This is a genomic window from Candidatus Clostridium helianthi (assembly GCF_045310795.1).
Classification (GTDB): Bacteria; Bacillota; Clostridia; order Clostridiales; family Clostridiaceae; genus Clostridium; species Clostridium helianthi.
This window is the reverse complement of the sequence record NZ_JBJIAB010000006.1, coordinates 152,396-177,737: the sequence shown is the minus strand read 5'-3', so window position 1 is coordinate 177,737 and position 25,342 is coordinate 152,396. Positions and strand designations below refer to the sequence as shown.

The window sequence follows — 25,342 nt, the reverse complement described above, 5'->3', positions numbered from 1 at the left end:
AGGCCAAGTTTATTAGAAGATAATAAGGGAGGAAAATTATAATGGCAAAAGCAAAGTATGAAAGAAGTAAGCCACACGTTAATATTGGAACAATAGGTCACGTAGACCATGGTAAGACAACATTAACAGCAGCAATCACAACAGTATTAGCAAATAAAGGATTTGCAGAAGCATTTAACTATGCAGATATTGATAAGGCTCCAGAAGAAAAAGAAAGAGGAATCACAATCAATACAGCACACGTTGAGTACCAAACAGAAAACAGACATTATGCGCACGTTGACTGTCCAGGGCATGCTGACTATGTTAAGAACATGATCACAGGAGCAGCACAAATGGATGGAGCTATCTTAGTTGTATCAGCAGCAGATGGTCCAATGCCACAAACAAGAGAACATATACTACTAGGATCAAGAGTTGGTATCCAATATATCGTAGTATTCTTAAATAAAGCAGATATGGTAGACGATCCAGAATTATTAGAATTAGTAGAAATGGAAGTTAGAGAATTATTAAGCGAATATGACTTCCCAGGAGATGATATTCCAGTAATAACAGGATCAGCATTAAAAGCATTAGAAAATCCAACAGATGAAGAAGCAATTAAGCCAATCATGGATTTAATGGAAGCAGTAGATAGCTATATCCCAACTCCAGAAAGAGCAACAGATAAGCCATTCTTAATGCCAATCGAAGATGTATTCACAATTACAGGAAGAGGAACAGTTGCAACAGGAAGAGTTGAAGCTGGAGTACTTCATGTAGGAGATGAAGTAGAAATCGTTGGATTAACAGAAGAAAAGAAGAAAGTTGTAGTAACTGGAATCGAAATGTTCAGAAAGTTATTGGATGAAGCGCAAGCAGGAGATAACATTGGAGCATTATTAAGAGGAGTTCAAAGAACTGATATTGAAAGAGGTCAAGTTTTATCAAAACCAAATTCAGTACATCCTCATACTAAATTTGTAGGTCAAGTATACGTACTTAAGAAAGAAGAAGGCGGAAGACATACTCCATTCTTCGATGGATACAGACCACAATTCTACTTCAGAACAACAGACGTTACAGGATCAATCAAATTACCAGACGGAATGGAAATGGTAATGCCTGGAGATCACATTGATATGAATGTTGAATTAATCACTCCAATCGCAATGGATGAAGGATTAAGATTCGCTATCAGAGAAGGCGGAAGAACTGTAGGTTCTGGAGTTGTTACTAAAATAGTAGAATAAGATACATTTATTACTAATAGGACTAAGTTGTATAACTTAGTCCTATTTAAAGGATGATTGACAAGTCAAATATTCTATGATATTGTATAAAAGTGACATTTTAAGCAACGTAAATTTTAGAAGTGAATAGGAACTCAAGATTCCTATTTAATATATAAGAAAACTGGAGGTGCAGTCATGAGAACAAAAGTAACTTTAGCATGCACAGAGTGTAAACAAAGAAATTATGATTCAATGAAAAACAAAAAGAATGATCCAGATAGATTAGAAATGAAAAAGTATTGTAAATTCTGTAAAAAGCACACTCTTCATAGAGAAACAAAGTAATTAGCCGAAGTAATGACATATAGTTATTAAATTTAAGGATGTGAAGATATGTCAGCAAAGAACAGTGTAAAAACTGAAAAAGCTATTAAAAGTAATGGTTTGTTTGGTTTTTTTCGAGAGGTTAAGGTAGAGGTTAAGAAGATAACTTGGCCTTCAAAAGATGAGACAAAGAAAGCATTTGTTGCAGTTATTGTGTTCACACTAATGTATACTATATTAGTTGGTGGATTGGATTCTATTTTCAATAACCTCTTTAAAATGATTTTAAATTTCAAGTAAAAGGGAGGTTTGGGTGATTTTATATCGCCTGACGAATATGAGTGATAGAGCACGATGGTATGTAGTTCATACATACTCAGGATATGAAAATAAAGTAAAAGCAAACTTAGAAAAAGCAATTGAAAATAGAAATCTTGAAGCATTAATCCATGATATACAAGTACCCATGGAAGAAGTGGTTGAAGAAAAAGATGGAAAGCAAAAAGTCTCATTAAAGAAGAAATTTCCTGGATATGTGCTTGTAAAAATGTTAATGGGTGATGAAGCTTGGTACGTTGTTAGAAATACTAGAGGCGTAACAGGATTTGTAGGCCCAGGATCTAAACCAGTTCCTCTTTCTGATGAAGAAGTGGAATCGATGGGAGTGTTAGAAGTTCCTGTTGAGATTGACTTAGAGGTAGGGGAAAGTATAAGAATTATCTCTGGGCCATTGAGAGATTCAGTAGCCACAATACAAGAGATAATTCCAGATAAACGCAAAGTGAAAGCTTTAGTGGAGATGTTTGGCAGAGAAACACTTGCCGAATTAGACTTTAATCAAGTTGAAAAATTAGTTTAACTATAATGAACTAATTTTAATTAAGTGGGAGAACTAAAAAGAGTTCGTTATACCACAGTAATAGGAGGAATAACAAAAATGGCTAAGAAAGTAACTGGAATGATTAAACTTCAACTTCAAGCAGGTAAGGCAACACCAGCTCCACCTGTAGGTCCAGCTTTAGGTCAACACGGTGTAAATATAATGGGATTCTGTAAGGAGTTTAATGCAAAAACTGCAAATCAAGCTGGGTATATAATACCAGTAGTTATTACAGTTTACCAAGACAGATCTTTTAGTTTTATATTAAAGACTCCTCCAGCTGCAGTTCTAATTAAGAAAGAAATAGGATTAGAAAGTGGTTCTGGAGTACCTAATAAAACAAAGGTTGGTAAATTAACTCAAGATCAACTTAGAAAGATTGCTGAAACTAAGATGCCAGACTTAAATGCTGCAAGTGTTGAATCAGCTATGAGAATGATAGCAGGAACAGCTAGAAGTATGGGCGTAACTATTGAAGAGTAATTCGTAAAAATAAGTGGGAGGTCAAAACCGTTAATACCACAGAGGAGGCAAATTATGGGAAAAAAATACATTGAAAGTGCAAAGCTTATAGACAAGAGTGCATTATATAATCCAGTAGAAGCATTAGATCTTACATTAAAGACTGCAAAGGCAAACTTCGATGAAACTATTGAATTACATGTAAGACTTGGAGTAGATCCAAGACATGCAGATCAACAAGTTAGAGGTGCAGTTGTATTACCAAACGGAACAGGTAAAACAGTTAGAGTACTTGTTTTTGCTAAAGGAGATAAGGCTGCAGAAGCACAACAAGCAGGAGCAGATTTCGTTGGAGCAGATGAACTAGTTCAAAAAATCCAAAGCGAAAACTGGTTTGATTATGATGTAGTTGTTGCAACACCAGATATGATGGGAGTTGTAGGTAGAATTGGTAGAGTGTTAGGACCTAAAGGACTAATGCCAAATCCAAAGTCAGGAACAGTAACATTTGATGTTGCTAAGGCAATTGAAGAAATTAAAGCTGGTAAAGTTGAATATAGAGTAGATAAAACAGCAATAGTTCACTGTCCAATTGGAAAAAAATCATTTGGAACTGAAAAATTAAAAGAAAACTTTACTGCATTAATGGAAGCTTTAGTTAAGGCTAAACCAGCAGCAGCAAAAGGGCAATACTTAAAATCAGTATCTGTTTCAAGTACAATGGGACCAAGTGCAAAAGTTAATCCTACAAGAGCTTTAGATTAGTATTGACTTAAGTGAAATTATGTGGTATAATTTCAAATGTTGTAAAAAGAAAATATTTTTTCCGTAGACAGTGGGTGCGAAAGCGTAAAGATAACTGCCCGCCTAGGTGTATATAATAGATTATATTATAGACCTTCCATGTCTGCGGAAGGTCTTTTTTAATAAAAGAAGCAGTTTATAACTGTGAGGAGGTGGACTACAGTAATGAATAAAAACAGACAACTTAAAGAAGCAAAAGTTGCTGAAATTAAGGAAAAATTAGAAAAATCAAAAGCTGTTGTTCTTAGTAAGTATCAAGGTCTAAATGTTGAAGAAGATACAGCTCTTAGAAAAAGTTTAAGAGAAGCTGGAGTTGAATACAAAGTATATAAAAATACTTTAGTAGCTTTAGCAGCTAAAGAATTAGGCTTAGATGGTATAGCAGAATATTTAGAAGGACCAGTATCTGTTGCATTTAGTTATGAAGATGTAACATTAGCTGCAAGACTTTTAAATGACTTTGCTAAAGATCATAAGAAGTTGGAATTAAAAGCTGGTATTATAGAAGGAGAAATCTATGATGAAGCTAAAATTAAACAGCTTGCAACAATACCATCAAAAGAAGTTCTTATTGCAAAACTTCTTGGAAGTATCAAGTCTCCAATATCAAGCTTTGCACGTGTATTAAGTGCTATTGCTGATAGCAAGGGAACTGAATCTGCAGAATAATTTAAAGATTAATTAAAATTTTAAGAAAAAAATTCGGAGGTGCTATTAAAAATGACAAGAGAAGAAATAATTCAAGCAATAAAAGAAATGAGCGTTTTAGATTTAAATGAATTAGTAAAGGCTTGTGAAGAAGAATTTGGAGTAAGTGCTGCTGCTGCTGTTGTAGCTGGTGGAGCTGTAGCTGGTGGAGCTGCTGCTGAAGAAAAAACTGAATTCGACGTAGTATTAGCAAGCGCAGGAGATAACAAGATTAAAGTTATCAAAGTAGTTAGAGAAATAACAGGATTAGGATTAAAAGAAGCTAAGGAAATAGTTGATGGAGCTCCTAAGACATTAAAAGAAGGCGTTTCTAAAGACGAAGCTGAAGATATGAAAGCTAAATTAGCTGAAGTAGGAGCTACTGCAGAAGTTAAGTAGTTTGTTTTAAAGAAAAAGGTGCTTTATAGCACCTTTTTTAAACTAAATTTATAAAGCTATATAAAATGCTTGTTAGGTAAATAGGTATTTTATATAGCTTTATAACTGAAAAGGATTCTTTAATAATATTTATTGACAAGAAAAATATCCTATGATATTATAATGTAATGTATTATTCTCTATGGAATACTATATATTTATAGTGGAAATAAGGAGTATAATCTGGTGAATAATGGTTATACTATAGAAAGACGCTGTCCGAAAGCAAAGTCCTTAGGGAAAGTATGCTTTTGGCTATTTTAGTTTATTTTATACAAGGGGTGAAAATTCATGGTACATCCTGTCCAAGTTGGAAAAAGAACAAGAATGAGTTTCGGTAAGGTTAATGATGTTACTGAAATGCCGAATTTAATTGAAGTTCAATTAGATTCATATGAATGGTTTTTAAGAGAAGGGCTGCATGAAGTTTTTGATGATATTAATCCTATCACAAACTTCACGGGGAATTTAGTACTTGAGTTCGTAGACTATAAACTTGATATGGAAAATATCAAGTATTCTGTCGAAGAATGTAAGGAAAGAGACGCGACTTATGCTGCACCATTAAAAGTTTCAATCAGATTGCAAAATAATGAAACTGGTGAAATTAAAGAACAAGAAGTATTTATGGGTGACTTCCCATTAATGACAGAGCAAGGTACCTTTGTAATTAATGGTGCTGAAAGAGTTATAGTTAGTCAATTAGTAAGATCACCGGGTGTATATTATAACTACTCTATAGATAAGAGTGGTAAAAAGTTATATTCATCAACTGTTATCCCTAATAGAGGAGCATGGTTGGAATACGAAACAGATTCTAATGATGTAATTTATGTAAGAATTGATAAAACTAGAAAATTATCAATTAGTATATTAGCAAGAGCTATGGGGTTAGGCAGTGATCAGGAGTTGTTAGATTTCTTCGGCGAAGAAGAAAGATTTAGAGCTTCAATAGAAAAAGACAATACTAAAACTAAAGAGGAAGCACTACTTGAAATATATAAAAGATTGAGACCTGGTGAACCACCAACAGTAGATAGTGCTATATCTTTAATAGATACATTATTCTTTGACGCAAAAAGATATGATTTATCTAGAGTAGGAAGATACAAATTTAATAAAAAACTTGCATTAAATCTAAGAATAGCTAACCAAGTAGCAGCCGCTGATATTGTTAATCCACAAACTGGAGAAATAATGGTGGAGAAGGGTCAAAAAATAAGTAGATTAGTAGCTGAAGAAATTCAGAATGCAGGTGTTAAATCTGTTGATGTATTAATAGAAGATAAAGTTATTAGAGTAATTAGTAATAACTTTGTAGATTTGAAGAAACAAGTTTCTTTTGATATTTCAGACCTAGGGATAAAAGAATTAGTTCATTATCCTACTTTGAAAGAAATATTAGATAATTTTTCTGATGAAGCAAGTATTAAAGAGGAAATCAAGAAGAATATTAGTAAACTTATTCCTAAACATATTATAAGAGATGATATATTTGCAACTATAAGCTATGAGCTAGGATTAACTTATGGAATAGGTTATGTTGATGATATAGATCATTTAGGTAATAGAAGATTGAGATCTGTAGGGGAATTATTGCAGAACCAATTTAGAATTGGTCTATCTAGAATGGAAAGAGTAGTAAAGGAAAGAATGACTATTCAAGATCAAGAAGCTATAACTCCTCAAATGTTAATTAATATAAGACCAGTAGCAGCAGCTATTAAAGAATTCTTTGGTAGTTCGCAATTATCGCAATTCATGGATCAAACAAATCCATTATCAGAACTTACACATAAAAGAAGATTGTCAGCATTGGGACCAGGTGGTCTTTCGAGAGAAAGAGCCGGTTTCGAAGTAAGAGATGTTCACCATTCACATTATGGTAGGATGTGTCCTATTGAAACACCAGAAGGTCCAAATATAGGGCTTATAAATTCTTTGGCAACTTTCGCAAAAGTTAATGAGTATGGCTTTATTGAAACTCCGTATAGAATTGTAGACAAAGAGAACGCAAGAGCTACAGATGAAATAAGATACTTTACGGCTGATGAAGAAGATCAATGTTTAATTGCGGAAGCAAAAGAGCCTATGGATGAAGATGGAAACTTTACAAATAAAAAAGTTAGAGTAAGGCATTTAGAAGATATATTAGTTGTTCCAGCAACTGAAGTTGATTTGATAGATGTATCTGCAAGACAAATTGTTTCTGTAGCTACAGCAATGATACCGTTCCTTGAAAATGATGATGCTTCGAGAGCACTTATGGGATCTAACATGCAACGTCAAGCAGTTCCGTTATTAAGTCCACAAGCACCAATAGTTGGAACAGGAATAGAATATAAAGCTGCTGTTGATTCGGGAGTATTGCCTAAAGCAAAAAATGCTGGAGTAGTTTCATATGTATCAGGTAGTGAAATTAGAATTAAGAGAGATTCAGATGGCGGTACAGATATATATAAATTATTGAAGTTTAAGAGAAGTAACTCTGGAACTTGTATAAATCAAAGGCCTATAGTAGATACGGGAGAAATAGTATACAAGAATCAAGTTATTGCAGATGGTCCATCTACAGATTTAGGAGAAATAGCGTTAGGTAAGAACATCAGAATGGGATTTATAACTTGGGAAGGTTATAATTACGAAGATGCTATGCTAATTTCAGAAGAATTAGTAAGAGAAGATATATTTACATCTATGCATATAGAAGAATATGAATGTGAAGCTAGGGACACTAAGTTAGGGCCAGAAGAAATTACAAGAGACATACCAAATGTAAGTGATGATGCACTTAAAGATGTAGATGATAGAGGAATTATAAGAATTGGTGCAGAAGTAAGATCAGGAGACATATTGGTTGGAAAAGTAACTCCTAAAGGTGAAACTGAGCTTACAGCAGAAGAAAGATTGCTAAGAGCAATATTTGGTGAAAAGGCAAGAGAAGTAAGAGATACTTCATTAAGAGTGCCTCACGGAGAAGCTGGAATAATAGTTGATATAAAAGTATTTACAAGAGAAAATGGAGATGAATTGAATCCTGGAGTAAATGAACTTGTAAGATGCTATATTGCACAAAAAAGAAAAATTTCAGTTGGAGATAAAATGGCAGGACGTCATGGTAATAAGGGGGTTATCTCTAGAATATTACCAGAAGAAGATATGCCATTCTTGCCAGACGGTAGACCTCTTCAAATATGCTTAAACCCATTAGGAGTACCTTCGCGTATGAACATAGGGCAAGTACTTGAAGTTCACTTAGGATGGGCAGCTAGTCATTTAGGATGGCATATAGCTACACCTGTATTTGATGGCGCAACTCAGCCTGAAATCACAGAGTGCATGGTAAAGGCAGGATTTAGAGAAGATGCTAAAACCATATTATATGATGGTAGAACTGGAGAGCCATTTGATAATCCGGTTACTGTTGGAATAATGTATATTTTGAAACTTCACCATTTAGTAGATGATAAGATTCATGCTAGATCTACAGGACCATATTCATTGGTTACTCAACAACCATTGGGAGGTAAAGCTCAATTTGGTGGTCAAAGATTTGGTGAAATGGAAGTTTGGGCATTAGAAGCATATGGAGCAGCACATACACTTCAGGAAATATTAACTGTTAAGTCAGATGATGTTGTAGGTAGAGTTAAAACATATGAAGCTATAGTAAAAGGCGAAAATATACCTGAACCAGGGGTTCCAGAATCATTCAAAGTTCTTATTAAGGAACTACAAGCATTATGCTTAGATATTAAGGTATTAAATGATGCACATGAAGAAGTAACTTTAAAGGAATTTGTTGATGAAGATATGGCAAATCTAGAAGTTAATATAGAAGGCACTGAAGAGATTATGGTGCCAGAACCAGATGTATTAGATGATGACAGTTATGATCAAAATAATGATGAAGACATGGATGAAATTGATTATGATGAAAGTGTCGATATAGCTGATCTTGAGACTGAATTAGAACTAGATGATTTTAATGATGAACACTAATTTTGAAGGGAGGATTTACCCTTGTTTGAATTAAATAATTTTGATGCAATACAAATTGGTTTAGCATCTCCAGAGCAAATAAGACAGTGGTCAAGAGGAGAAGTTAAAAAACCAGAAACTATTAACTATAGGACTTTAAAACCAGAGAGAGATGGTTTATTCTGTGAAAGAATTTTTGGACCAATGAAAGATTGGGAATGTCACTGTGGAAAGTATAAGAGAGTTAGATATAAAGGGATAGTTTGTGATAGATGTGGAGTTGAAGTCACAAAAGCTAAAGTAAGAAGAGAAAGAATGGGGCATATAGAATTAGCTGCCCCAGTATCTCATATTTGGTATTTTAAGGGGATTCCATCAAGAATGGGATTGATTTTAGATATGTCGCCAAGAGCTTTGGAAAAAGTTCTGTATTTTGCATCTTATATAGTGATAGATCCTAAGGAAACACCATTATTAAAGAAACAACTTCTTAATGAAAAGGAATATAGAGAAGCTGTAGATAAATATGGTGATGAAAGCTTTGTAGCAGGTATGGGAGCAGAGGCAATTCAAGATTTGCTAAATGAAATTGACTTAGAAACTTCTTCAAAAGAACTTAAAGAAGAATTAAAACAAAGTTCAGGACAAAAGAAAGTTAGAATAATTAGAAGACTAGAAGTTGTAGAGTCATTTAGAAAATCAGGTAATGATCCACAGTGGATGGTTATAAATGTTATACCAGTAATTCCACCGGATTTAAGACCTATGGTTCAATTAGATGGAGGAAGATTTGCAACATCTGATTTAAATGATTTATATAGAAGAGTAATAAACAGAAATAACAGATTAAAGAAGTTATTAGATTTAGGTGCTCCAGATATAATTGTAAGAAATGAAAAAAGAATGCTTCAAGAAGCAGTAGATGCTCTTATTGACAATGGTAGAAGAGGCAGACCGGTAACTGGACCAGGAAATAGACCTTTAAAATCTCTTTCGGATATGTTAAAAGGTAAACAAGGTAGATTTAGACAAAACTTACTTGGTAAGAGAGTTGACTACTCAGGTAGATCAGTTATTGTTGTTGGTCCAGAACTTAAAATGTATCAATGCGGACTTCCTAAGGAAATGGCAATAGAATTATTTAAACCATTTGTTATGAAAAAGCTTGTACAAGATGGAATAGCTCATAATATAAAGAGTGCCAAGAGAATGGTTGAGAGAGTATTACCACAAGTATGGGATGTATTGGAAGAAGTCATTGCGGATCATCCAGTATTACTTAACCGTGCACCTACTCTGCATAGACTTGGTATTCAAGCGTTCCAACCTGTATTAGTAGAAGGTAGAGCAATAAAACTTCATCCATTAGCATGTACAGCTTATAATGCTGACTTCGATGGAGACCAAATGGCTGTCCATCTTCCATTATCAGTAGAGGCTCAAGCTGAAGCTAGATTTTTAATGTTAGCTGCAACAAATATTTTAAAACCATCAGATGGTAAGCCGGTTTGTGTACCTACACAAGATATGATTCTTGGATCATACTATTTAACAATGGATAAAAATGGAGCTAAAGGCGATGGAATGACATTCTCAAGCAAAGATGAAGCTATAATGGCATATGAAGTTAAAGAAATTGACATACATGCTCAAATAAATGTTAGAATGTTTAGAGAAGTCGATGGGGAAATAAAATCTAGGATTATTAAAACTACTGTTGGAAAAATTATATTTAATGAATCAATTCCACAAAATCTTGGATTAGTAAATAGAGAAAATGAAGAAGAATCATTTAATCTTGAAGTTGATTTCTTAATTACTAAGAAATCGCTAGGAAAGATTATCGATCAATGTTATATGAAACATGGTCCAGTAAAGACATCAATAATGCTTGATAATATTAAGGCGTTAGGATACCATTATTCATCAATTGGAGCTGTAACAGTTGCTTCTTCAGATATAATAGTTCCTAAAGTAAAATATGATTTACTTAAGGAAGCAGATGAAACAGTAGAAAAAATTGAAAAGATGTATAAGAGAGGCTTCATATCCGATGAGGAAAGATATGAAAGAGTTATAGAAAAATGGACTCAGACGACTGAAGATGTAGCTAATGCATTAATGGATAGTCTTGATAAATTTAATCCGATATACATGATGGCTGATTCAGGAGCCAGAGGATCGAAATCTCAGATCAAGCAGCTAGCTGGTATGAGAGGTCTTATGGCTAGTCCATCAGGTAAGATTATAGAGTTACCTATAAGGGCATCATTTAAAGAAGGATTAGATGTAATAGAATATTTCTTGTCAACACATGGAGCTAGAAAGGGTAATGCAGATACAGCCTTAAAGACTGCGGATTCTGGATATTTAACTAGAAGACTTGTTGATGTTTCACAAGATGTTATCGTAAGAGAAGAAGATTGTGGTACAGATGAAGGAATATTTGTAAGTGAAATTAAAGAAGGTAACGAAGTTATCGAGGAATTAAGAGAAAGATTAATTGGTAGATATACAGCAGAAGATATTGTTGATCCAGAAACTGGGGATGTATTACATCCAAAGAATGAATATATGGATCCATATGCCGCTGACAAGATAGTTTCTGCAGGAATTAAGAAAGTGAAGATTAGATCCGTATTCACTTGTAAGTGTAAAGTTGGTGTATGTGCTAGGTGTTATGGTATGAATATGGCGACAGCTAAAAAGATTGATATTGGAGAAGCTGTTGGAATAATAGCGGCTCAGTCAATTGGAGAACCAGGAACACAGCTTACAATGAGAACATTCCATACTGGTGGAGTTGCAGGAGCAGATATTACTCAAGGTTTACCTAGAGTTGAGGAGCTATTTGAGGCTAGAAAACCGAAGGGGCTTGCAATAGTAAGTGAAATTGCTGGTACTGCGAGAATAGAAGAAACTAAAAAGAAAAGAACAGTAATAGTTATGGGTGCCGATGGAGAAGAACGTAGCTACGATATACCTTTTGGATCAAGATTGAGAGTTAATGAAAGTGATTATGTTGAAGCTGGAGATGAAATCACAGAAGGTTCAGTAAATCCTCATGATATAATGAGCATAAAAGGAATAGATGGAGCGAGAAGATACTTACTTTCAGAGGTTCAAAAAGTTTATAGACTACAAGGTGTTGATATTAATGATAAACACTTAGAAGTTGTTGTTAGACAAATGACTAGAAAGATAAAAATTGTTGATTCAGGTGACACGGATCTATTACCAGGAACTATGATTGATATGTTTGATTTCTATGAAGAAAATGCTAGAGTAAGAGAATTTGGTGGAGAAGAAGCAAAAGGAGAACAAACTCTACTAGGTATAACTAAAGCAGCATTAGCAACTGATAGTTTCCTATCAGCAGCTTCGTTCCAAGAAACGACAAGAGTTCTAACAGAAGCAGCAATTAAAGGAAAAGTTGATCCTTTAGTTGGATTAAAAGAAAATGTAATAATTGGTAAGCTTATTCCAGCTGGTACTGGAATGATGAGATATAGATCTTTAAAGGTGGAAACAGATAGTGAATTAGTTGAAGAAACTATTGGAGAAACTGTTGAAGAATAAGCATGTATTATATTGACATGTGCAAAATTAAATGATAAAATACAATTTGTGTGATTTTAAATGTGAAATCACACAAATTAATGTCAATATATCATTTTATAAAAGTAAATTTATAGCTTAATACATAGGATATTGATTTATTGTGTAAAATTTAGGTATATTTGATAAGTTGTATGATATACTAACTCATATAACTTGATAAATTAGTGTTTATCTTAATTTTAAAATAGATAAATAAATTTCAGGAGGTGAAAAAATGCCAACTATTAGCCAATTAGTAAGAAAAGGCAGAAAAACAGCAGTAGTTAAATCAACTGCACCAGCACTTAAAGAGTGTCCTCAAAAAAGAGGTGTATGTACAGTAGTTAAAACAACAACTCCTAAAAAACCTAACTCAGCGTTAAGAAAAATTGCCAGAGTTAGATTAACAAATGGATTTGAAGTAACTGCATATATTGGTGGAGTAGGTCACAACTTACAAGAACATAGTGTTGTTCTTATAAGAGGTGGAAGAGTTAAAGACCTTCCTGGTGTTAGATACCATATCGTAAGAGGTGCACTAGACTGCGCTGGAGTAGCTAACAGATTACAAGGAAGATCAAAGTACGGTGCTAAGAGACCTAAGAAAAAATAGGAATTTTAACAAAGAATAGTGCTTATCTTCAACAGAAATTATAGATTTTATTTTGAGTTTATATAGATGTAAAAGATGTAGCACTTTACGGTATGAAAAATACCGAGTACCGATGAACTTAAATTTAAAATGTTAAGGAGGGAAGAAAAGTGCCAAGAAAAGGACATATCGCAAAAAGAGACGTATTACCAGATCCAGTATACAATTCAAAGGTTGTTACTAAATTTATAAATAGTATAATGGAAGATGGTAAGAAGGGTGTAGCCCAAAAGATATGCTATGAAGCATTTGAATTAATAGCAAAAAGAAGTGGAAAAGAAGCTTTAGAAGTATTTGAAGAAGCTATGAACAATGTAATGCCATTACTAGAAGTTAAAGCTAGAAGAATAGGTGGTGCTACTTATCAAGTTCCAATCGAAGTTAGACCAGAAAGAAGACAGACATTAGGAATAAGATGGATGTTAATAGCAGCTAGAAAAAGAGGCGAAAAGCTAATGAGTGAAAGAGTTGCTGGTGAATTATTAGATGCATCTAATAATACAGGAGCAGCTGTTAAGAAGAGAGAAGATACTCATAAAATGGCAGAAGCTAATAAGGCATTTGCTCATTACAGATACTAATATCTATAAAACTGTTTTGGCTTATGCTAAGGCAGTTTTGTCAAATTAAATTATATTTTACTCATTGAGAGGAGGACAAATAAATGGCTAGAAAATATCCTTTAGATAAATTCCGTAACTTCGGTATAATGGCTCATATAGATGCTGGTAAGACAACAACTACTGAACGTATATTGTTCTATACAGGCGTGAGTCACAAAATAGGGGAAGTTCATGATGGTGAAGCTACAATGGACTGGATGGTTCAAGAACAAGAAAGAGGTATAACAATTACTTCTGCAGCAACTTCATGTTTCTGGAAAGAACATGAACTTAATATTATAGATACTCCTGGTCACGTAGACTTCACAGTTGAAGTTGAAAGATCATTAAGAGTACTTGATGGAGCTGTTACAGTTCTTGATGCAAAGAGCGGTGTTGAACCACAAACTGAAACTGTTTGGAGACAGGCAGATAAGTATGGCGTGCCAAGAATGATTTATGTAAATAAAATGGATGCAACAGGTGCTGATTTCTTTAGATGTATTCAAACAGTTAAAGATAGATTAAAAGCAAATGCAGTTCCGATTCAAATTCCAATAGGTAGCGAACAAGACTTTAAAGGAATGGTTGATCTTATAAAGAATGTTGCTTTTATATTCTATGATGATCTTGGAAAAGATATGAGAGAAGAAGCTATACCAGCTGAATATGCTGATCAAGCTGAAGAATACAGAGCAGCAATGATAGAAGCTATTGCTGAAACAGATGAAGAATTAATGGAAAAATATTTAGAAGGCGAAGAGCTTACAGTTGAAGAATTAAAGACTGCCTTAAGAAAAGCTACAATTGCTAATGAAATATATCCTTGTATTTGTGGTTCTTCATACAAAAACAAAGGTGTTCAAGAAATGATTGATGGAGTTGTAGATTATTTACCATCACCATTAGATGTTCCAGCAATTAAAGGAACAACATTAGATGGAGAAGATGATCATAGAAATTCTTCAGACTCTGAACCATTATCAGCTTTAGCATTTAAAATAGCAACTGATCCATTTGTTGGTAAGTTAGCATTTACAAGAATATATTCTGGTGTAATGCAAAGTGGTTCTTATGTTCTTAACTCAACAAAAGGTAAGAAGGAAAGAATTGGTAGACTTGTTAAGATGCATTCAAATTCAAGATCAGAAGTTGAATCGTTAGAAGCAGGAGAAATTGGTGCTGTAATTGGTTTAAAGAACACTACAACAGGTGATACTTTATGTGCAGAAAATAGTCCAATAATTCTTGAAGCAATGGAATTCCCAGAACCAGTTATAAGAGTAGCTATTGAGCCAAAGACAAAAGATGCTCAAGAAAAGATGGGATTGGCATTAGCTAAACTAGCAGAAGAAGATCCTACTTTCAAGACTTGGACTGATACAGAAACAGGCCAAACAATTATTGCAGGTATGGGAGAACTTCACTTAGAAATAATTGTTGATAGACTTCAAAGAGAATTTAAAGTTGAATGTAATGTTGGAGCACCTCAGGTTGCTTATAAGGAAACAATTAGATCAGCTGTTAAAGCAGAAGCTAAATATGCTAAACAATCAGGTGGTAAAGGACAATACGGTCATGCTGTAATTGAAATGGAACCAACCGAAGGTGAATATGTATTTGAAAATGCTATCGTGGGAGGAGCTATTCCTAAGGAATATATTCCAGCAATCGATGCAGGTATTCAAGAGGCATCTAAAAATGGTATAATTGCAGGTTATAATGTTATTAACTTTAAAGTTAAGTTAGTACACGGTTCATACCATGAAGTTGACTCATCTGAAATGGCATTTAAAATAGCAGGTTCTATGGCATTCAAGAATGCAATGTCTAAAGCAAGCCCTGTACTTCTTGAACCAATGATGAAAGTTGAAGTAACAGTTCCAGAAGAATACATGGGAGATGTTATCGGAGATATCAATTCAAGAAGAGGTATAATGGAAGGTATGGAAGCTCTTAATGGAGCGCAAGTTATCAGAGCGTTTGTTCCATTATCAGAAATGTTTGGATATGCTACTACTTTAAGATCTAGAACTCAAGGTAGAGGAGTTTACTCAATGGTATTTGATCACTATGATGAAGTTCCAAAGAATATTCAAGAACAAATTGCAGGTAGCAGAGCTAAATAAAGAGTAATATAAAGTTTTTATCATATTGTATATTAAATTATTTTATGGAACATATAATGTGTTTTAATAATTTTTATATAATATGGTAAAAAACTTGAATAATAAATATAGATATTAAAATATCTATAAGTTATAATATTTACGAAAAGATTCTTTAAATTATGTCTATCAAGGGAGGAAAATTATAATGGCAAAAGCAAAGTATGAAAGAAGTAAGCCACACGTTAATATTGGAACAATAGGTCACGTAGACCATGGTAAGACAACATTAACAGCAGCAATCACAACAGTATTAGCAAATAAAGGATTTGCAGAAGCATTTAACTATGCAGATATTGATAAGGCTCCAGAAGAAAAAGAAAGAGGAATCACAATCAATACAGCACACGTTGAGTACCAAACAGAAAACAGACATTATGCGCACGTTGACTGTCCAGGGCATGCTGACTATGTTAAGAACATGATCACAGGAGCAGCACAAATGGATGGAGCTATCTTAGTTGTATCAGCAGCAGATGGTCCAATGCCACAAACAAGAGAACATATACTACTAGGATCAAGAGTTGGTATCCAATATATCGTAGTATTCTTAAATAAAGCAGATATGGTAGACGATCCAGAATTATTAGAATTAGTAGAAATGGAAGTTAGAGAATTATTAAGCGAATATGACTTCCCAGGAGATGATATTCCAGTAATAACAGGATCAGCATTAAAAGCATTAGAAAATCCAACAGATGAAGAAGCAATTAAGCCAATCATGGATTTAATGGAAGCAGTAGATAGCTATATCCCAACTCCAGAAAGAGCAACAGATAAGCCATTCTTAATGCCAATCGAAGATGTATTCACAATTACAGGAAGAGGAACAGTTGCAACAGGAAGAGTTGAAGCTGGAGTACTTCATGTAGGAGATGAAGTAGAAATCGTTGGATTAACAGAAGAAAAGAAGAAAGTTGTAGTAACTGGAATCGAAATGTTCAGAAAGTTATTGGATGAAGCGCAAGCAGGAGATAACATTGGAGCATTATTAAGAGGAGTTCAAAGAACTGATATTGAAAGAGGTCAAGTTTTATCAAAACCAAATTCAGTACATCCTCATACTAAATTTGTAGGTCAAGTATACGTACTTAAGAAAGAAGAAGGCGGAAGACATACTCCATTCTTCGATGGATACAGACCACAATTCTACTTCAGAACAACAGACGTTACAGGATCAATCAAATTACCAGACGGAATGGAAATGGTAATGCCTGGAGATCACATTGATATGAATGTTGAATTAATCACTCCAATCGCAATGGATGAAGGATTAAGATTCGCTATCAGAGAAGGCGGAAGAACTGTAGGTTCTGGAGTTGTTACTAAAATAGTAGAATAAGATACATTTATATTTGACAGTAAAAGCAAGGTATAATTTCCTTGCTTTTATTTTATGAATTGTATAATTTAGTTAGTATTTCATAATGAAATCAGATTGTTATCACAAATATTTATTTATTATCCGAAAATAAATTATGACAAAATGATATAAAAGTTTTAGTAAAGATAATTAAAAAATCACCAAATATCAGGAATTAAAAAAAAATAGGAAAATGTAAAAAAAAGCTTGAAAAGACAATATAACAATAGTATAATTAAGAAGTTGCATAGCATACAGCGAGGATTCAAGAGGTTGCCGGACTTCCGGGTAATTCTTGATGAGTAAGTTTGGATCTAGAATCCGACGACAGGGATTCTGTATTAAGTTTGGATATCACGAAACACCTGGAACAGTTTACAGAATAGCCGCTGTTGTGCGTTAGAAGTAAAACGTACATAAAAGGAGGGAAATGAAATGTCAAAGCAAAAAATAAGAATTAGATTAAAGGCTTTTGATCATACAATTTTAGATCAATCAGCTGAAAAAATTGTTGAAACTGCAAAAACATCAGGAGCTAAGGTTGTAGGGCCAGTTCCACTACCAACTGAAAAAGATGTTGTTACAATATTAAGAGCGGTTCACAAGTACAAAGATTCAAGAGAACAATTTGAGATAAGAACTCATAAGAGATTAATCGATATTGTTAATCCATCACCTAAAACTGTTGATGCATTAATGAGATTAAATCTTCCAGCGGGTGTTGATATAGAAATCAAGCTTTAGTACTGGAAATAATATAAAACGGCTAGTTATGATTGTTAACAGTCCGCTAATTAGTTTGGGAGGTGTAAATACATGAAAAAAGCTATAATTGGAAGAAAAGTTGGAATGACACAAGTTTTTGATGAAAAAGGAAAAGTGATTCCTGTAACTGTAGTAGAAGCTGGCCCATGTGTTGTTGTTCAAAAGAAAACATTAGAAAATGATGGTTATGAAGCAATACAAGTTGGTTTCGATGAAATAAGAGAAAAATTAGCTAACAAGCCAAGAAAAGGTCACTTTGCTAAGGCTGGAGCTACTTTAAGAAGAACTCTTAAAGAATTTAGACTTGACGATATAAGTCAATACGAAGTTGGAAATGAAATAAAAGCTGATGTATTTGGAGCAGGAGATAAAGTTGATGTATCTGCAGTATCTAAGGGAAAGGGTTTTCAAGGATCAATTAAAAGATGGAATCAACAAAGAGGACCTATGACTCATGGTTCTAAGTTCCATAGAGCACCAGGTTCAATGGGAGCTTCATCAGATCCGTCTAGAACATTCAAAAACAAGAGAATGCCAGGACATATGGGATCTGTAAATACAACAGTACTTAATTTAGAAGTTGTTAAAGTAATAGCTGAAAAGAATTTAATACTAATTAAGGGTGGAATCCCAGGACCTAATAAAGGTACAGTAGTAATTAAAGATACAGTTAGAGCTTAATTTCTTTGAAGAAAGGAGGAAATAAAATGCCTACAGTAGGAGTATTTAATAAAGAAGGAAATAAAGTTGCAGATATGGAATTAAATGAAAATGTATTTGCAGCAGAAATTAATGAATATGCATTGCACCAAGTAGTAGTTGCATTATTAGCTAACAAAAGACAAGGAACTCAATCAACTAAAACTAGATCTGAAGTTAGAGGAGGCGGAATCAAGCCTTGGAGACAAAAGGGTACTGGAAGAGCAAGACAAGGTTCTATCAGATCACCACAATGGATCAAAGGTGGAATTGTATTCGCACCAAAGCCAAGAGACTACAGAGTTTCAGTTCCAAAGAGTATGAGAAAGGTTGCTATGAAATCTGCTTTAACTAGCAAGGTTCAAGATAATCAAATGATAGTTCTTGATTCGTTAAATTTTGAAGCACCAAAAACTAAGAGCATGATAGAAATGCTAAAGGCTTTAGAAGCTAATAAAGCATTAATTATAACAGCTGAATCAAATGAAGTTGTTTATAAGTCAGCAAGAAACATTCAAGGAATAAGTGTTATTCCTGCAAACAACATCAATGTATATGATTTATTAAAATATGAAAAATTAATCATAACTAAAGATGCTGTATCAAAAATTGAGGAGGTGTACGCATAATGAAATTAACAAGCCATGATATAATAAGAAAGCCAATCATAACTGAAAAAAGTATGGCGTCTATGGCCGAAAAAAGGTACACTTTCATAGTTCATGTTGATGCTAATAAATCTCAAATAAAGAGAGCTGTGGAAGAAGTTTTCAATGTTAAAGTTGAATCTGTTAACACTATAAACGGCTTAGGTAAAACTAAGAGAATGGGCGTACATGTAGGTAAGAGATCAGATTACAAGAAAGCTATAGTTACATTAACTGAAGAAAGCAATGGAATTGAATTCTTCGAGGGAATGCAATAATAGTAGAATAAAGCCATTATTGGTGATCAACACCAGAGAAGCTTGAAGAAGGAGGGAATTTTAAATGGCAGTTAAAAAGTTTAACCCTATTACACCAGCAAGAAGACAAATGACTATGCCAACTTTTGAAGAAATAACTTCACAAGAACCAGAAAAGTCACTTCTTGTTGCATTAAAGAGTAAAGCGGGTAGAAATGCTCAAGGTAAAATTACTGTTAGACATCGTGGCGGCGGTGTTAAGAGAAAATATAGAATAATAGACTTTAAAAGAAATAAAGATGAAATCCCAGCAAAGGTTGCAACTATAGAATATGATCCAAACAGATCAGCATATATTGCTCTTGTTATATATAGCGATGGAGAAAAGAGATATATTCTTGCGCCTGCAGGATTAAAAGTTGGAGATGTAATAGAGTCTGGAGTTAATGCTGATATCAAACCTGGTAATGCACTTCCATTAAAGAACATACCAGTAGGTACAGTTATTCACAATATAGAGTTACAAAGAGGTAAAGGTGGTCAATTAGTTAGAGCAGCAGGTGGATCAGCTCAATTAATGGCTAAAGAAGGAGATTATGCAACTCTTAGATTACCATCAGGTGAAATGAGATATGTAAGAATCGAATGTAGAGCTACAATAGGAACACTTTCTAATGCAACAAACGATATTGTTAATATCGGTAAAGCTGGTAGAAAGAGACATATGGGATGGAGACCAACAGTTAGAGGATCTGTAATGAACCCTAATGATCACCCTCATGGTGGTGGTGAAGGTAAGTCTCCAGTTGGTAGACCAAGTCCAGTTACTCCATGGGGTAAACCAGCACTTGGATACAAAACTAGAAAGACTAAGAAATATTCAGATAAATTTATTATCAAAGATAGAAGAGCTAAGTAGTTTGAGGAGAATAGTAAGTTCTCTTCACAACTTAGACCTTAGTGTTTATGAAGGGAGGCATATTAGTGAGTAGATCAACAAAGAAAGCACCTTTTGTTCATGAGGGACTTTTTAAGAAAATAGAAGAAATGAATGGTAATGGAGAAAAAAAGGTTGTTAAGACTTGGTCAAGAAGTTCAACAATTTTTCCACAATTCATAGGTCATACAATTGCTGTTCATGATGGAAGAAAGCATGTACCAGTATATATATCAGAAGATATGGTTGGCCATAAATTAGGTGAGTTTGTATTAACTAGAACTTATAAAGGTCATGACGATAAAACATCAAAAAGATAGCCTGGAAAGGAGGATCATAAATGGAAGCTAGAGCTATAGCAAAATATATTAGAATGTCTCCAACAAAGGTAGGAGTAATTCTTGATTTAATAAGAGGAAAACAAGTTAACGAAGCTTTTGCTATTTTACAATATACTCCAAGAGAAGCAGCGGTAGTTATAAATAAAGTTTTAAAATCAGCTGTTGCTAATGCAGAAAACAATTTGGAATTGAATGCTGATAACTTATATGTTTCAGAGTGTTTCGTTGGTCAAGGATCAACATTAAAGAGATTCCAACCTCATGCTCAAGGTAGAGCATTTAAAATATTAAAGAAAACAAGCAATATAACAGTAGTTGTTAAAGAAAGAGCTTAATAAGATAAAAGGAGGGAAAAGCAAGTGGGTCAAAAAGTAAATCCTCATGGCCTTAGAGTAGGTGTTATCAAGGGATGGGACGCAAAATGGTATGCTAACAAGAAAAACTTTGCTGATAATCTTATAGAAGATAACAAGATCAGAAAATTTGTGAAAAAGGAACTTTTTTCTGCAGGTATTTCTAAAATTGAAATTGAAAGAGCTGCTAAAAGAGTAAAATTAAACATATATACAGCAAAGCCTGGTGTTATAATAGGTAAAGGTGGATCTGGAATTGAGGCTTTAAAAAATAAATTAACTCAATTCGTTGAAAATAAGAATGTTTTAATAAACATAGTTGAAGTTAAAAGTGCAGAAGCTGATGCACAATTAATGGCTGAAAATATTGCTGCACAATTAGAAAAAAGAATTTCATTCAGAAGAGCTATGAAGCAAACAATGCAAAGAGCTATGAAACACGGAATAAAAGGTGTAAAAACTGCTTGTTCTGGTAGATTAGGTGGAGCAGAAATAGCAAGAACTGAACATTATCATGAAGGAACAATTCCACTACAAACATTAAGAGCTGATATCGATTATGGATTTGCTGAAGCAGATACAACATATGGAAAAATCGGAGTTAAGGTTTGGGTTTATAATGGAGAAGTTCTTCCAACTAAGAAAGTAGAAAAGGAAGAGGCTAACGCATAGGAAAGGAGGAATAGATCATGTTAATGCCTAAAAGGGTAAAACATCGTAAGGTGCAACGTGGTAGAATGAAAGGTAAAGCTACAAGAGGTAATTTCTTAGCTTATGGTGATTACGGAATCCAAGCGCTAACTTGTGGATGGATAACAAGTAACCAAATTGAATCTGCCAGAATTGCTATCAATAGATACATTAAAAGAGGTGGAAAACTTTGGATAAAGATTTTCCCAGATAAACCAGTTACAGAAAAGCCAGCTGAAACAAGAATGGGTTCAGGTAAAGGATCACCAGAATACTGGGTTGCAGTAGTTAAACCAGGTAGAGTACTATTTGAATTATCAGGAGTACCAGAAGAAACTGCAAGAGAAGCAATGAGACTTGCTTCACATAAACTTCCTGTAAAAACAAAATTTGTTTCAAAAAGAGATTTTGAGGAAATGGGTGGTGAAGAATAATGAAGGCTAGAGAATTAAAAGAATTGAAATCAAGCAATCCTCAAGATTTAACAGTTAAATTGGGCGATCTTAAAGCGGAGTTATTTAATTTAAGATTTCAATTAGCTACAGGACAATTAGAAAATCCAATGAGAATAAGAGAAGTTAAGAAATCTATAGCCCAAATAAAAACCATCTTAAGAGAAGAAGAATTAAAAGCATTGGAACAATAAAAGTTGGAAGGAGGTAAGCCCTAATGGAAAGATCATTAAGAAAGAAAAGAATTGGTAGGGTTGTTTCTGATAAAATGGAAAAAACTATTGTAGTTGCAGTTGAAACTAAGGTTAGACACCCATTATACGGTAAGACAGTTAATAGAACTACAAAGTTTAAAGTACATGATGAGAATAATGAAGCTAAAATTAATGATAGAGTATCAATAATGGAAACTAGACCTTTATCTAAAGATAAGAGATGGAGACTTGTTGAAATAGTTGAAAAGGCTAAATAAGCTTTAAAACTGAAAGGAGGGTAATTTAATGATACAACAACAAACCTTATTAAAGGTTGCAGATAATTCAGGTGCAAAGGAAATTATGTGTATCAGAGTATTAGGTGGATCTAAAAGAAAGTTTGGTAATATCGGCGATGTTATAGTTGCTAGCGTTAAAAGTGCAACACCAGGTGGAGTTGTTAAAAAAGGTGATGTTGTAAAGGCAGTTGTAGTTAGATCAGTAAAAGGTGTAAGAAGAGCTGATGGTTCATATATTAAATTTGACGAAAACGCAGCAGTTATAATCAAAGATGATAAGCAACCAAGAGGAACTCGTATCTTTGGACCTGTTGCTAGGGAGCTAAGAGATAAAGAATTCACTAAAATTTTATCATTAGCACCAGAAGTTCTATAAGAGGAGGTGGCCAACTTGAAGATACATGTAAGAAAGAATGATACAGTTATTGTTATATCTGGAAAAGATAAAGGCAAAACTGGTGAAGTGTTAAAAGCGTATCCAAAGACAGGAAAAGTTCTTGTTCAAGGAGTTAATATAGTTAAAAAACATCAAAAAGCTAATAAGGGTCAAGTTGAAAGCGCTATAATTGAAAAAGAAGCAGCAATCAACAGCTCAAAAGTTATGTTATATTGTAACAAATGTAAGAATGCGACTAGAATTAGTAACAAAGTTTTAGATGATGGTACTAAGGTTAGAGTATGTAAAAAATGCGGAGAAACATTCTAGATTTTGAAAGGAGGTAACTAATATGACAAGACTTCAAGAAAAATATCAAAAAGAAGTAGTTCCAGCTATGATTGAAAAGTTCGGATATAAAAACATAATGGAAGTACCAAAGCTAGAAAAGATAGTAATCAACATGGGAGTTGGAGAAGCTAAGGAAAATCAAAAAGTGCTAGAATCAGCAGTTAATGATTTGACTTTAATAGCAGGTCAAAAGCCTGTATTAACAAGAGCTAAAAAGTCTGTAGCTAACTTTAAAATTAGAGAAAATATGCCATTAGGATGTAAAGTTACTCTAAGAAAAGCTAACATGTTTGAATTTGCTGATAAACTAATGAGCATAGCACTACCAAGAGTAAGAGATTTCAGAGGAGTTTCTAGCAAAGCTTTCGATGGTAGAGGAAATTATTCATTAGGAATTAAAGAACAATTAATATTCCCAGAAATAGAATATGATAAGATAGATAAAGTTAGAGGAATGGATATAATCTTCGTTACTACAGCTAACACTGACGAAGAAGCTAGGGAATTATTAAGATTCCTTGGAATGCCATTCGCTCAATAATAAGGAGGGAAACACATTGGCACGTAAGGCTATTATTGAAAAGTGGAGCAAAACTCCTAAATACAAGACAAGAGCTTATACAAGATGTAGAATATGTGGAAGACCACATGCTGTATTAAAAAAATATGGAGTATGCCGTATTTGTTTTAGAGAACTTGCTTATAAGGGCGAAATTCCAGGTTGTAGAAAAGCAAGTTGGTAAGATATACGATGTAACGAAAGGAGGCACATTAAATGGTTATGACAGATCCTATAGCAGATTTATTAACTCGTGTAAGAAATGCTAATGCTGTAAGACATGAAGTGGTAGAAGTACCTTCTTCAAACGTAAAGAAGGAAATTGCAAATATATTATTACAAGAGGGTTATATAAAAGAAATAAATGAATATAACGATGGAGTTGTTCCAATGTTAAGATTATCTCTTAAGTATGGAGCTAATAAAGAAAGAGTTATAACTGGTATTAAGAGAATTTCTAAACCAGGATTAAGAGTTTATTGCAAGAAAGACGAGGTACCAAAAGTTCTTAATGGATTAGGTATCGCTGTTGTTTCAACTTCAAATGGAATAATGGTAGATAGAGAAGCTAGAAAGAACGGATTAGGTGGAGAAGTAATCTGCTACGTTTGGTAATATCTCAGATAAATTAAACTATATAAAATTGTAAAATGCAATTTTAAAATAATACAGGAGGTGCAATTATGTCAAGAGTAGGTAGATTACCAATAGCTATTCCTGCTGATGTAACTGTTACTGTAACACCAGACAATTTAGTTACAGTTAAGGGACCAAAAGGTGAATTAGTTAAAACTATGCATAAAGATATTAGCATAGCTGTTGAAAACAATGAAGTAATTGTTACTAGACATAGTGAACAAAAAGATCACAGAGCTCTTCACGGTTTAACAAGAGCATTAATTAATAATATGGTAATTGGAGTAAAACAAGGGTACCAAAAAACTTTAGATTTAGTTGGTGTTGGTTATAGAGCTCAATTACAAGGCAAAAAGCTTGTAATGAACCTTGGATATTCACATCCAGTTGAAATTGAACCTATTGACGGAATCACATTTGAAACTCCAGCTGCAACTAGAGTAATAGTTAGTGGAATCGACAAAGAAAAAGTTGGATTTGCTGCAGCGGATATAAGAAAATGGAGAGTACCAGAACCATATAAGGGTAAAGGTATTAAGTATGAAAATGAAGTGATCAGACGTAAAGAAGGTAAGACTGGTAAGAAATAATAGAAAGGAGTGAGTTTT

31 protein-coding genes and 1 other annotated feature are annotated in these 25,342 nt (G+C 33.7%); all 31 genes read left to right on the top strand.

The genetic code is table 11. The annotated features are described in order from the left end of the window. Window positions 1–41: 41 nt before the first annotated feature. Window positions 42–1,235 (top strand): elongation factor Tu, encoded by a 1,194-nt coding sequence (gene tuf / locus ACJDTP_RS07280; RefSeq protein ID WP_011967499.1) that lies wholly within the window; start codon window positions 42–44, stop codon window positions 1,233–1,235. Window positions 1,236–1,412: 177 nt separating this feature from the next. Continuing rightward, window positions 1,413–1,562: a 50S ribosomal protein L33 gene (gene rpmG / locus ACJDTP_RS07275; protein ID WP_002583138.1), complete on the top strand. Its 150-nt coding sequence runs from the start codon at window positions 1,413–1,415 to the stop codon at window positions 1,560–1,562. Between the two features lie 48 nt (window positions 1,563–1,610). Next, a complete protein-coding gene (gene secE / locus ACJDTP_RS07270) occupies window positions 1,611–1,841 on the top strand; it encodes a preprotein translocase subunit SecE (protein ID WP_023976912.1) in 231 nt (76 codons plus the stop codon). 37 nt (window positions 1,842–1,878) lie between these two features. After that, the gene (gene nusG, locus ACJDTP_RS07265) at window positions 1,879–2,400 is read left to right on the top strand and encodes a transcription termination/antitermination protein NusG (RefSeq protein ID WP_023976911.1); all 522 of its coding nucleotides are present in this window, start codon (window positions 1,879–1,881) and stop codon (window positions 2,398–2,400) included. 78 nt (window positions 2,401–2,478) lie between these two features. Beyond that, complete coding sequence (gene rplK / locus ACJDTP_RS07260; protein ID WP_017210132.1) at window positions 2,479–2,904, top strand: 50S ribosomal protein L11; 426 nt, start codon at window positions 2,479–2,481, stop codon at window positions 2,902–2,904. Window positions 2,905–2,958: 54 nt separating this feature from the next. Beyond that, entirely contained in the window at window positions 2,959–3,648 is a 690-nt protein-coding gene (rplA, locus tag ACJDTP_RS07255) for a 50S ribosomal protein L1 (RefSeq protein ID WP_023976910.1), read from the top strand. A 43-nt stretch (window positions 3,649–3,691) separates the two neighbouring features. Further along, window positions 3,692–3,817, top strand: a sequence feature (ribosomal protein L10 leader region). A 35-nt stretch (window positions 3,818–3,852) separates the two neighbouring features. Next, window positions 3,853–4,356, top strand: coding sequence for a 50S ribosomal protein L10 (gene rplJ / locus ACJDTP_RS07250; RefSeq protein ID WP_077837291.1), 504 nt, complete (start codon window positions 3,853–3,855; stop codon window positions 4,354–4,356). 51 nt (window positions 4,357–4,407) lie between these two features. Then, a complete protein-coding gene (rplL, locus tag ACJDTP_RS07245; protein ID WP_011967505.1) occupies window positions 4,408–4,773 on the top strand; it encodes a 50S ribosomal protein L7/L12 in 366 nt (121 codons plus the stop codon). Window positions 4,774–5,103: 330 nt separating this feature from the next. Further along, window positions 5,104–8,814 (top strand): DNA-directed RNA polymerase subunit beta, encoded by a 3,711-nt coding sequence (gene rpoB / locus ACJDTP_RS07240; protein WP_077837290.1) that lies wholly within the window; start codon window positions 5,104–5,106, stop codon window positions 8,812–8,814. Between the two features lie 21 nt (window positions 8,815–8,835). Beyond that, window positions 8,836–12,372, top strand: a complete 3,537-nt coding sequence (rpoC, locus tag ACJDTP_RS07235) for a DNA-directed RNA polymerase subunit beta' (protein ID WP_077837289.1) — start codon at window positions 8,836–8,838, stop codon at window positions 12,370–12,372. 256 nt (window positions 12,373–12,628) lie between these two features. Continuing rightward, window positions 12,629–13,006, top strand: coding sequence for a 30S ribosomal protein S12 (rpsL, locus tag ACJDTP_RS07230; protein ID WP_011967508.1), 378 nt, complete (start codon window positions 12,629–12,631; stop codon window positions 13,004–13,006). A gap of 149 nt (window positions 13,007–13,155) precedes the next feature. Beyond that, window positions 13,156–13,626 carry a 30S ribosomal protein S7 gene (rpsG, locus tag ACJDTP_RS07225; RefSeq protein ID WP_017210137.1) on the top strand — a complete coding sequence of 157 codons (471 nt, stop codon included), beginning with the start codon at window positions 13,156–13,158 and terminating at the stop codon, window positions 13,624–13,626. A gap of 83 nt (window positions 13,627–13,709) precedes the next feature. After that, a complete protein-coding gene (fusA, locus tag ACJDTP_RS07220) occupies window positions 13,710–15,776 on the top strand; it encodes an elongation factor G (protein ID WP_077837288.1) in 2,067 nt (688 codons plus the stop codon). Window positions 15,777–15,963: 187 nt separating this feature from the next. Beyond that, a complete protein-coding gene (tuf, locus tag ACJDTP_RS07215; RefSeq protein WP_011967499.1) occupies window positions 15,964–17,157 on the top strand; it encodes an elongation factor Tu in 1,194 nt (397 codons plus the stop codon). Between the two features lie 456 nt (window positions 17,158–17,613). After that, window positions 17,614–17,922 (top strand): 30S ribosomal protein S10, encoded by a 309-nt coding sequence (rpsJ, locus tag ACJDTP_RS07210; protein ID WP_002582605.1) that lies wholly within the window; start codon window positions 17,614–17,616, stop codon window positions 17,920–17,922. 72 nt (window positions 17,923–17,994) lie between these two features. After that, on the top strand, window positions 17,995–18,624 hold the full coding sequence (rplC, locus tag ACJDTP_RS07205) for a 50S ribosomal protein L3 (RefSeq protein WP_077842562.1): 630 nt from the start codon (window positions 17,995–17,997) through the stop codon (window positions 18,622–18,624). A 26-nt stretch (window positions 18,625–18,650) separates the two neighbouring features. After that, window positions 18,651–19,271 carry a 50S ribosomal protein L4 gene (gene rplD / locus ACJDTP_RS07200; RefSeq protein ID WP_011967512.1) on the top strand — a complete coding sequence of 207 codons (621 nt, stop codon included), beginning with the start codon at window positions 18,651–18,653 and terminating at the stop codon, window positions 19,269–19,271. Further along, a complete protein-coding gene (rplW, locus tag ACJDTP_RS07195) occupies window positions 19,271–19,567 on the top strand; it encodes a 50S ribosomal protein L23 (RefSeq protein WP_011967513.1) in 297 nt (98 codons plus the stop codon). Before rplD ends, rplW begins: the two co-directional genes overlap by 1 nt. A 64-nt stretch (window positions 19,568–19,631) precedes the next feature. Next, window positions 19,632–20,465 carry a 50S ribosomal protein L2 gene (rplB, locus tag ACJDTP_RS07190; RefSeq protein WP_017209698.1) on the top strand — a complete coding sequence of 278 codons (834 nt, stop codon included), beginning with the start codon at window positions 19,632–19,634 and terminating at the stop codon, window positions 20,463–20,465. A gap of 65 nt (window positions 20,466–20,530) precedes the next feature. Further along, window positions 20,531–20,803 (top strand): 30S ribosomal protein S19, encoded by a 273-nt coding sequence (rpsS, locus tag ACJDTP_RS07185; RefSeq protein ID WP_023974821.1) that lies wholly within the window; start codon window positions 20,531–20,533, stop codon window positions 20,801–20,803. Between the two features lie 20 nt (window positions 20,804–20,823). Next, window positions 20,824–21,159: a 50S ribosomal protein L22 gene (rplV, locus tag ACJDTP_RS07180; RefSeq protein WP_009167817.1), complete on the top strand. Its 336-nt coding sequence runs from the start codon at window positions 20,824–20,826 to the stop codon at window positions 21,157–21,159. A 24-nt stretch (window positions 21,160–21,183) separates the two neighbouring features. Then, the gene (rpsC, locus tag ACJDTP_RS07175) at window positions 21,184–21,849 is read left to right on the top strand and encodes a 30S ribosomal protein S3 (protein ID WP_011967516.1); all 666 of its coding nucleotides are present in this window, start codon (window positions 21,184–21,186) and stop codon (window positions 21,847–21,849) included. A gap of 17 nt (window positions 21,850–21,866) precedes the next feature. Beyond that, on the top strand, window positions 21,867–22,301 hold the full coding sequence (gene rplP / locus ACJDTP_RS07170) for a 50S ribosomal protein L16 (protein WP_008426579.1): 435 nt from the start codon (window positions 21,867–21,869) through the stop codon (window positions 22,299–22,301). Further along, on the top strand, window positions 22,301–22,513 hold the full coding sequence (gene rpmC, locus ACJDTP_RS07165) for a 50S ribosomal protein L29 (RefSeq protein WP_009167820.1): 213 nt from the start codon (window positions 22,301–22,303) through the stop codon (window positions 22,511–22,513). The genes rplP and rpmC overlap by 1 nt, the downstream gene beginning before the upstream one ends. Before the next feature lie 23 nt (window positions 22,514–22,536). Further along, window positions 22,537–22,791, top strand: coding sequence for a 30S ribosomal protein S17 (gene rpsQ / locus ACJDTP_RS07160; protein WP_011967517.1), 255 nt, complete (start codon window positions 22,537–22,539; stop codon window positions 22,789–22,791). Between the two features lie 28 nt (window positions 22,792–22,819). Beyond that, window positions 22,820–23,188 (top strand): 50S ribosomal protein L14, encoded by a 369-nt coding sequence (rplN, locus tag ACJDTP_RS07155; protein ID WP_011967518.1) that lies wholly within the window; start codon window positions 22,820–22,822, stop codon window positions 23,186–23,188. 15 nt (window positions 23,189–23,203) lie between these two features. Continuing rightward, a complete protein-coding gene (gene rplX / locus ACJDTP_RS07150; protein WP_011967519.1) occupies window positions 23,204–23,518 on the top strand; it encodes a 50S ribosomal protein L24 in 315 nt (104 codons plus the stop codon). Window positions 23,519–23,540: 22 nt separating this feature from the next. Next, window positions 23,541–24,080, top strand: a complete 540-nt coding sequence (gene rplE / locus ACJDTP_RS07145) for a 50S ribosomal protein L5 (protein ID WP_011967520.1) — start codon at window positions 23,541–23,543, stop codon at window positions 24,078–24,080. 16 nt (window positions 24,081–24,096) lie between these two features. Next, a complete protein-coding gene (locus tag ACJDTP_RS07140) occupies window positions 24,097–24,282 on the top strand; it encodes a type Z 30S ribosomal protein S14 (protein ID WP_009167825.1) in 186 nt (61 codons plus the stop codon). A gap of 32 nt (window positions 24,283–24,314) precedes the next feature. Next, window positions 24,315–24,713, top strand: a complete 399-nt coding sequence (gene rpsH, locus ACJDTP_RS07135; RefSeq protein ID WP_008426597.1) for a 30S ribosomal protein S8 — start codon at window positions 24,315–24,317, stop codon at window positions 24,711–24,713. A gap of 68 nt (window positions 24,714–24,781) precedes the next feature. After that, window positions 24,782–25,324 carry a 50S ribosomal protein L6 gene (gene rplF / locus ACJDTP_RS07130; protein WP_011967521.1) on the top strand — a complete coding sequence of 181 codons (543 nt, stop codon included), beginning with the start codon at window positions 24,782–24,784 and terminating at the stop codon, window positions 25,322–25,324. Window positions 25,325–25,342 lie beyond the last annotated feature (18 nt).

Coding starts and splice junctions, on each gene's coding strand:
- tuf (WP_011967499.1), top strand. CDS start 42: ATGGCAAAAGCAAAGTATGAAAGAAGTAAGCCACACGTTAATATTGGA.
- rpmG (WP_002583138.1), top strand. CDS start 1,413: ATGAGAACAAAAGTAACTTTAGCATGCACAGAGTGTAAACAAAGAAAT.
- secE (WP_023976912.1), top strand. CDS start 1,611: ATGTCAGCAAAGAACAGTGTAAAAACTGAAAAAGCTATTAAAAGTAAT.
- nusG (WP_023976911.1), top strand. CDS start 1,879: ATGAGTGATAGAGCACGATGGTATGTAGTTCATACATACTCAGGATAT.
- rplK (WP_017210132.1), top strand. CDS start 2,479: ATGGCTAAGAAAGTAACTGGAATGATTAAACTTCAACTTCAAGCAGGT.
- rplA (WP_023976910.1), top strand. CDS start 2,959: ATGGGAAAAAAATACATTGAAAGTGCAAAGCTTATAGACAAGAGTGCA.
- rplJ (WP_077837291.1), top strand. CDS start 3,853: ATGAATAAAAACAGACAACTTAAAGAAGCAAAAGTTGCTGAAATTAAG.
- rplL (WP_011967505.1), top strand. CDS start 4,408: ATGACAAGAGAAGAAATAATTCAAGCAATAAAAGAAATGAGCGTTTTA.
- rpoB (WP_077837290.1), top strand. CDS start 5,104: ATGGTACATCCTGTCCAAGTTGGAAAAAGAACAAGAATGAGTTTCGGT.
- rpsL (WP_011967508.1), top strand. CDS start 12,629: ATGCCAACTATTAGCCAATTAGTAAGAAAAGGCAGAAAAACAGCAGTA.
- fusA (WP_077837288.1), top strand. CDS start 13,710: ATGGCTAGAAAATATCCTTTAGATAAATTCCGTAACTTCGGTATAATG.
- tuf (WP_011967499.1), top strand. CDS start 15,964: ATGGCAAAAGCAAAGTATGAAAGAAGTAAGCCACACGTTAATATTGGA.
- rpsJ (WP_002582605.1), top strand. CDS start 17,614: ATGTCAAAGCAAAAAATAAGAATTAGATTAAAGGCTTTTGATCATACA.
- rplC (WP_077842562.1), top strand. CDS start 17,995: ATGAAAAAAGCTATAATTGGAAGAAAAGTTGGAATGACACAAGTTTTT.
- rplD (WP_011967512.1), top strand. CDS start 18,651: ATGCCTACAGTAGGAGTATTTAATAAAGAAGGAAATAAAGTTGCAGAT.
- rplW (WP_011967513.1), top strand. CDS start 19,271: ATGAAATTAACAAGCCATGATATAATAAGAAAGCCAATCATAACTGAA.
- rplB (WP_017209698.1), top strand. CDS start 19,632: ATGGCAGTTAAAAAGTTTAACCCTATTACACCAGCAAGAAGACAAATG.
- rplV (WP_009167817.1), top strand. CDS start 20,824: ATGGAAGCTAGAGCTATAGCAAAATATATTAGAATGTCTCCAACAAAG.
- rplP (WP_008426579.1), top strand. CDS start 21,867: ATGTTAATGCCTAAAAGGGTAAAACATCGTAAGGTGCAACGTGGTAGA.
- rpmC (WP_009167820.1), top strand. CDS start 22,301: ATGAAGGCTAGAGAATTAAAAGAATTGAAATCAAGCAATCCTCAAGAT.
- rpsQ (WP_011967517.1), top strand. CDS start 22,537: ATGGAAAGATCATTAAGAAAGAAAAGAATTGGTAGGGTTGTTTCTGAT.
- rplN (WP_011967518.1), top strand. CDS start 22,820: ATGATACAACAACAAACCTTATTAAAGGTTGCAGATAATTCAGGTGCA.
- rplE (WP_011967520.1), top strand. CDS start 23,541: ATGACAAGACTTCAAGAAAAATATCAAAAAGAAGTAGTTCCAGCTATG.
- rpsH (WP_008426597.1), top strand. CDS start 24,315: ATGGTTATGACAGATCCTATAGCAGATTTATTAACTCGTGTAAGAAAT.
- rplF (WP_011967521.1), top strand. CDS start 24,782: ATGTCAAGAGTAGGTAGATTACCAATAGCTATTCCTGCTGATGTAACT.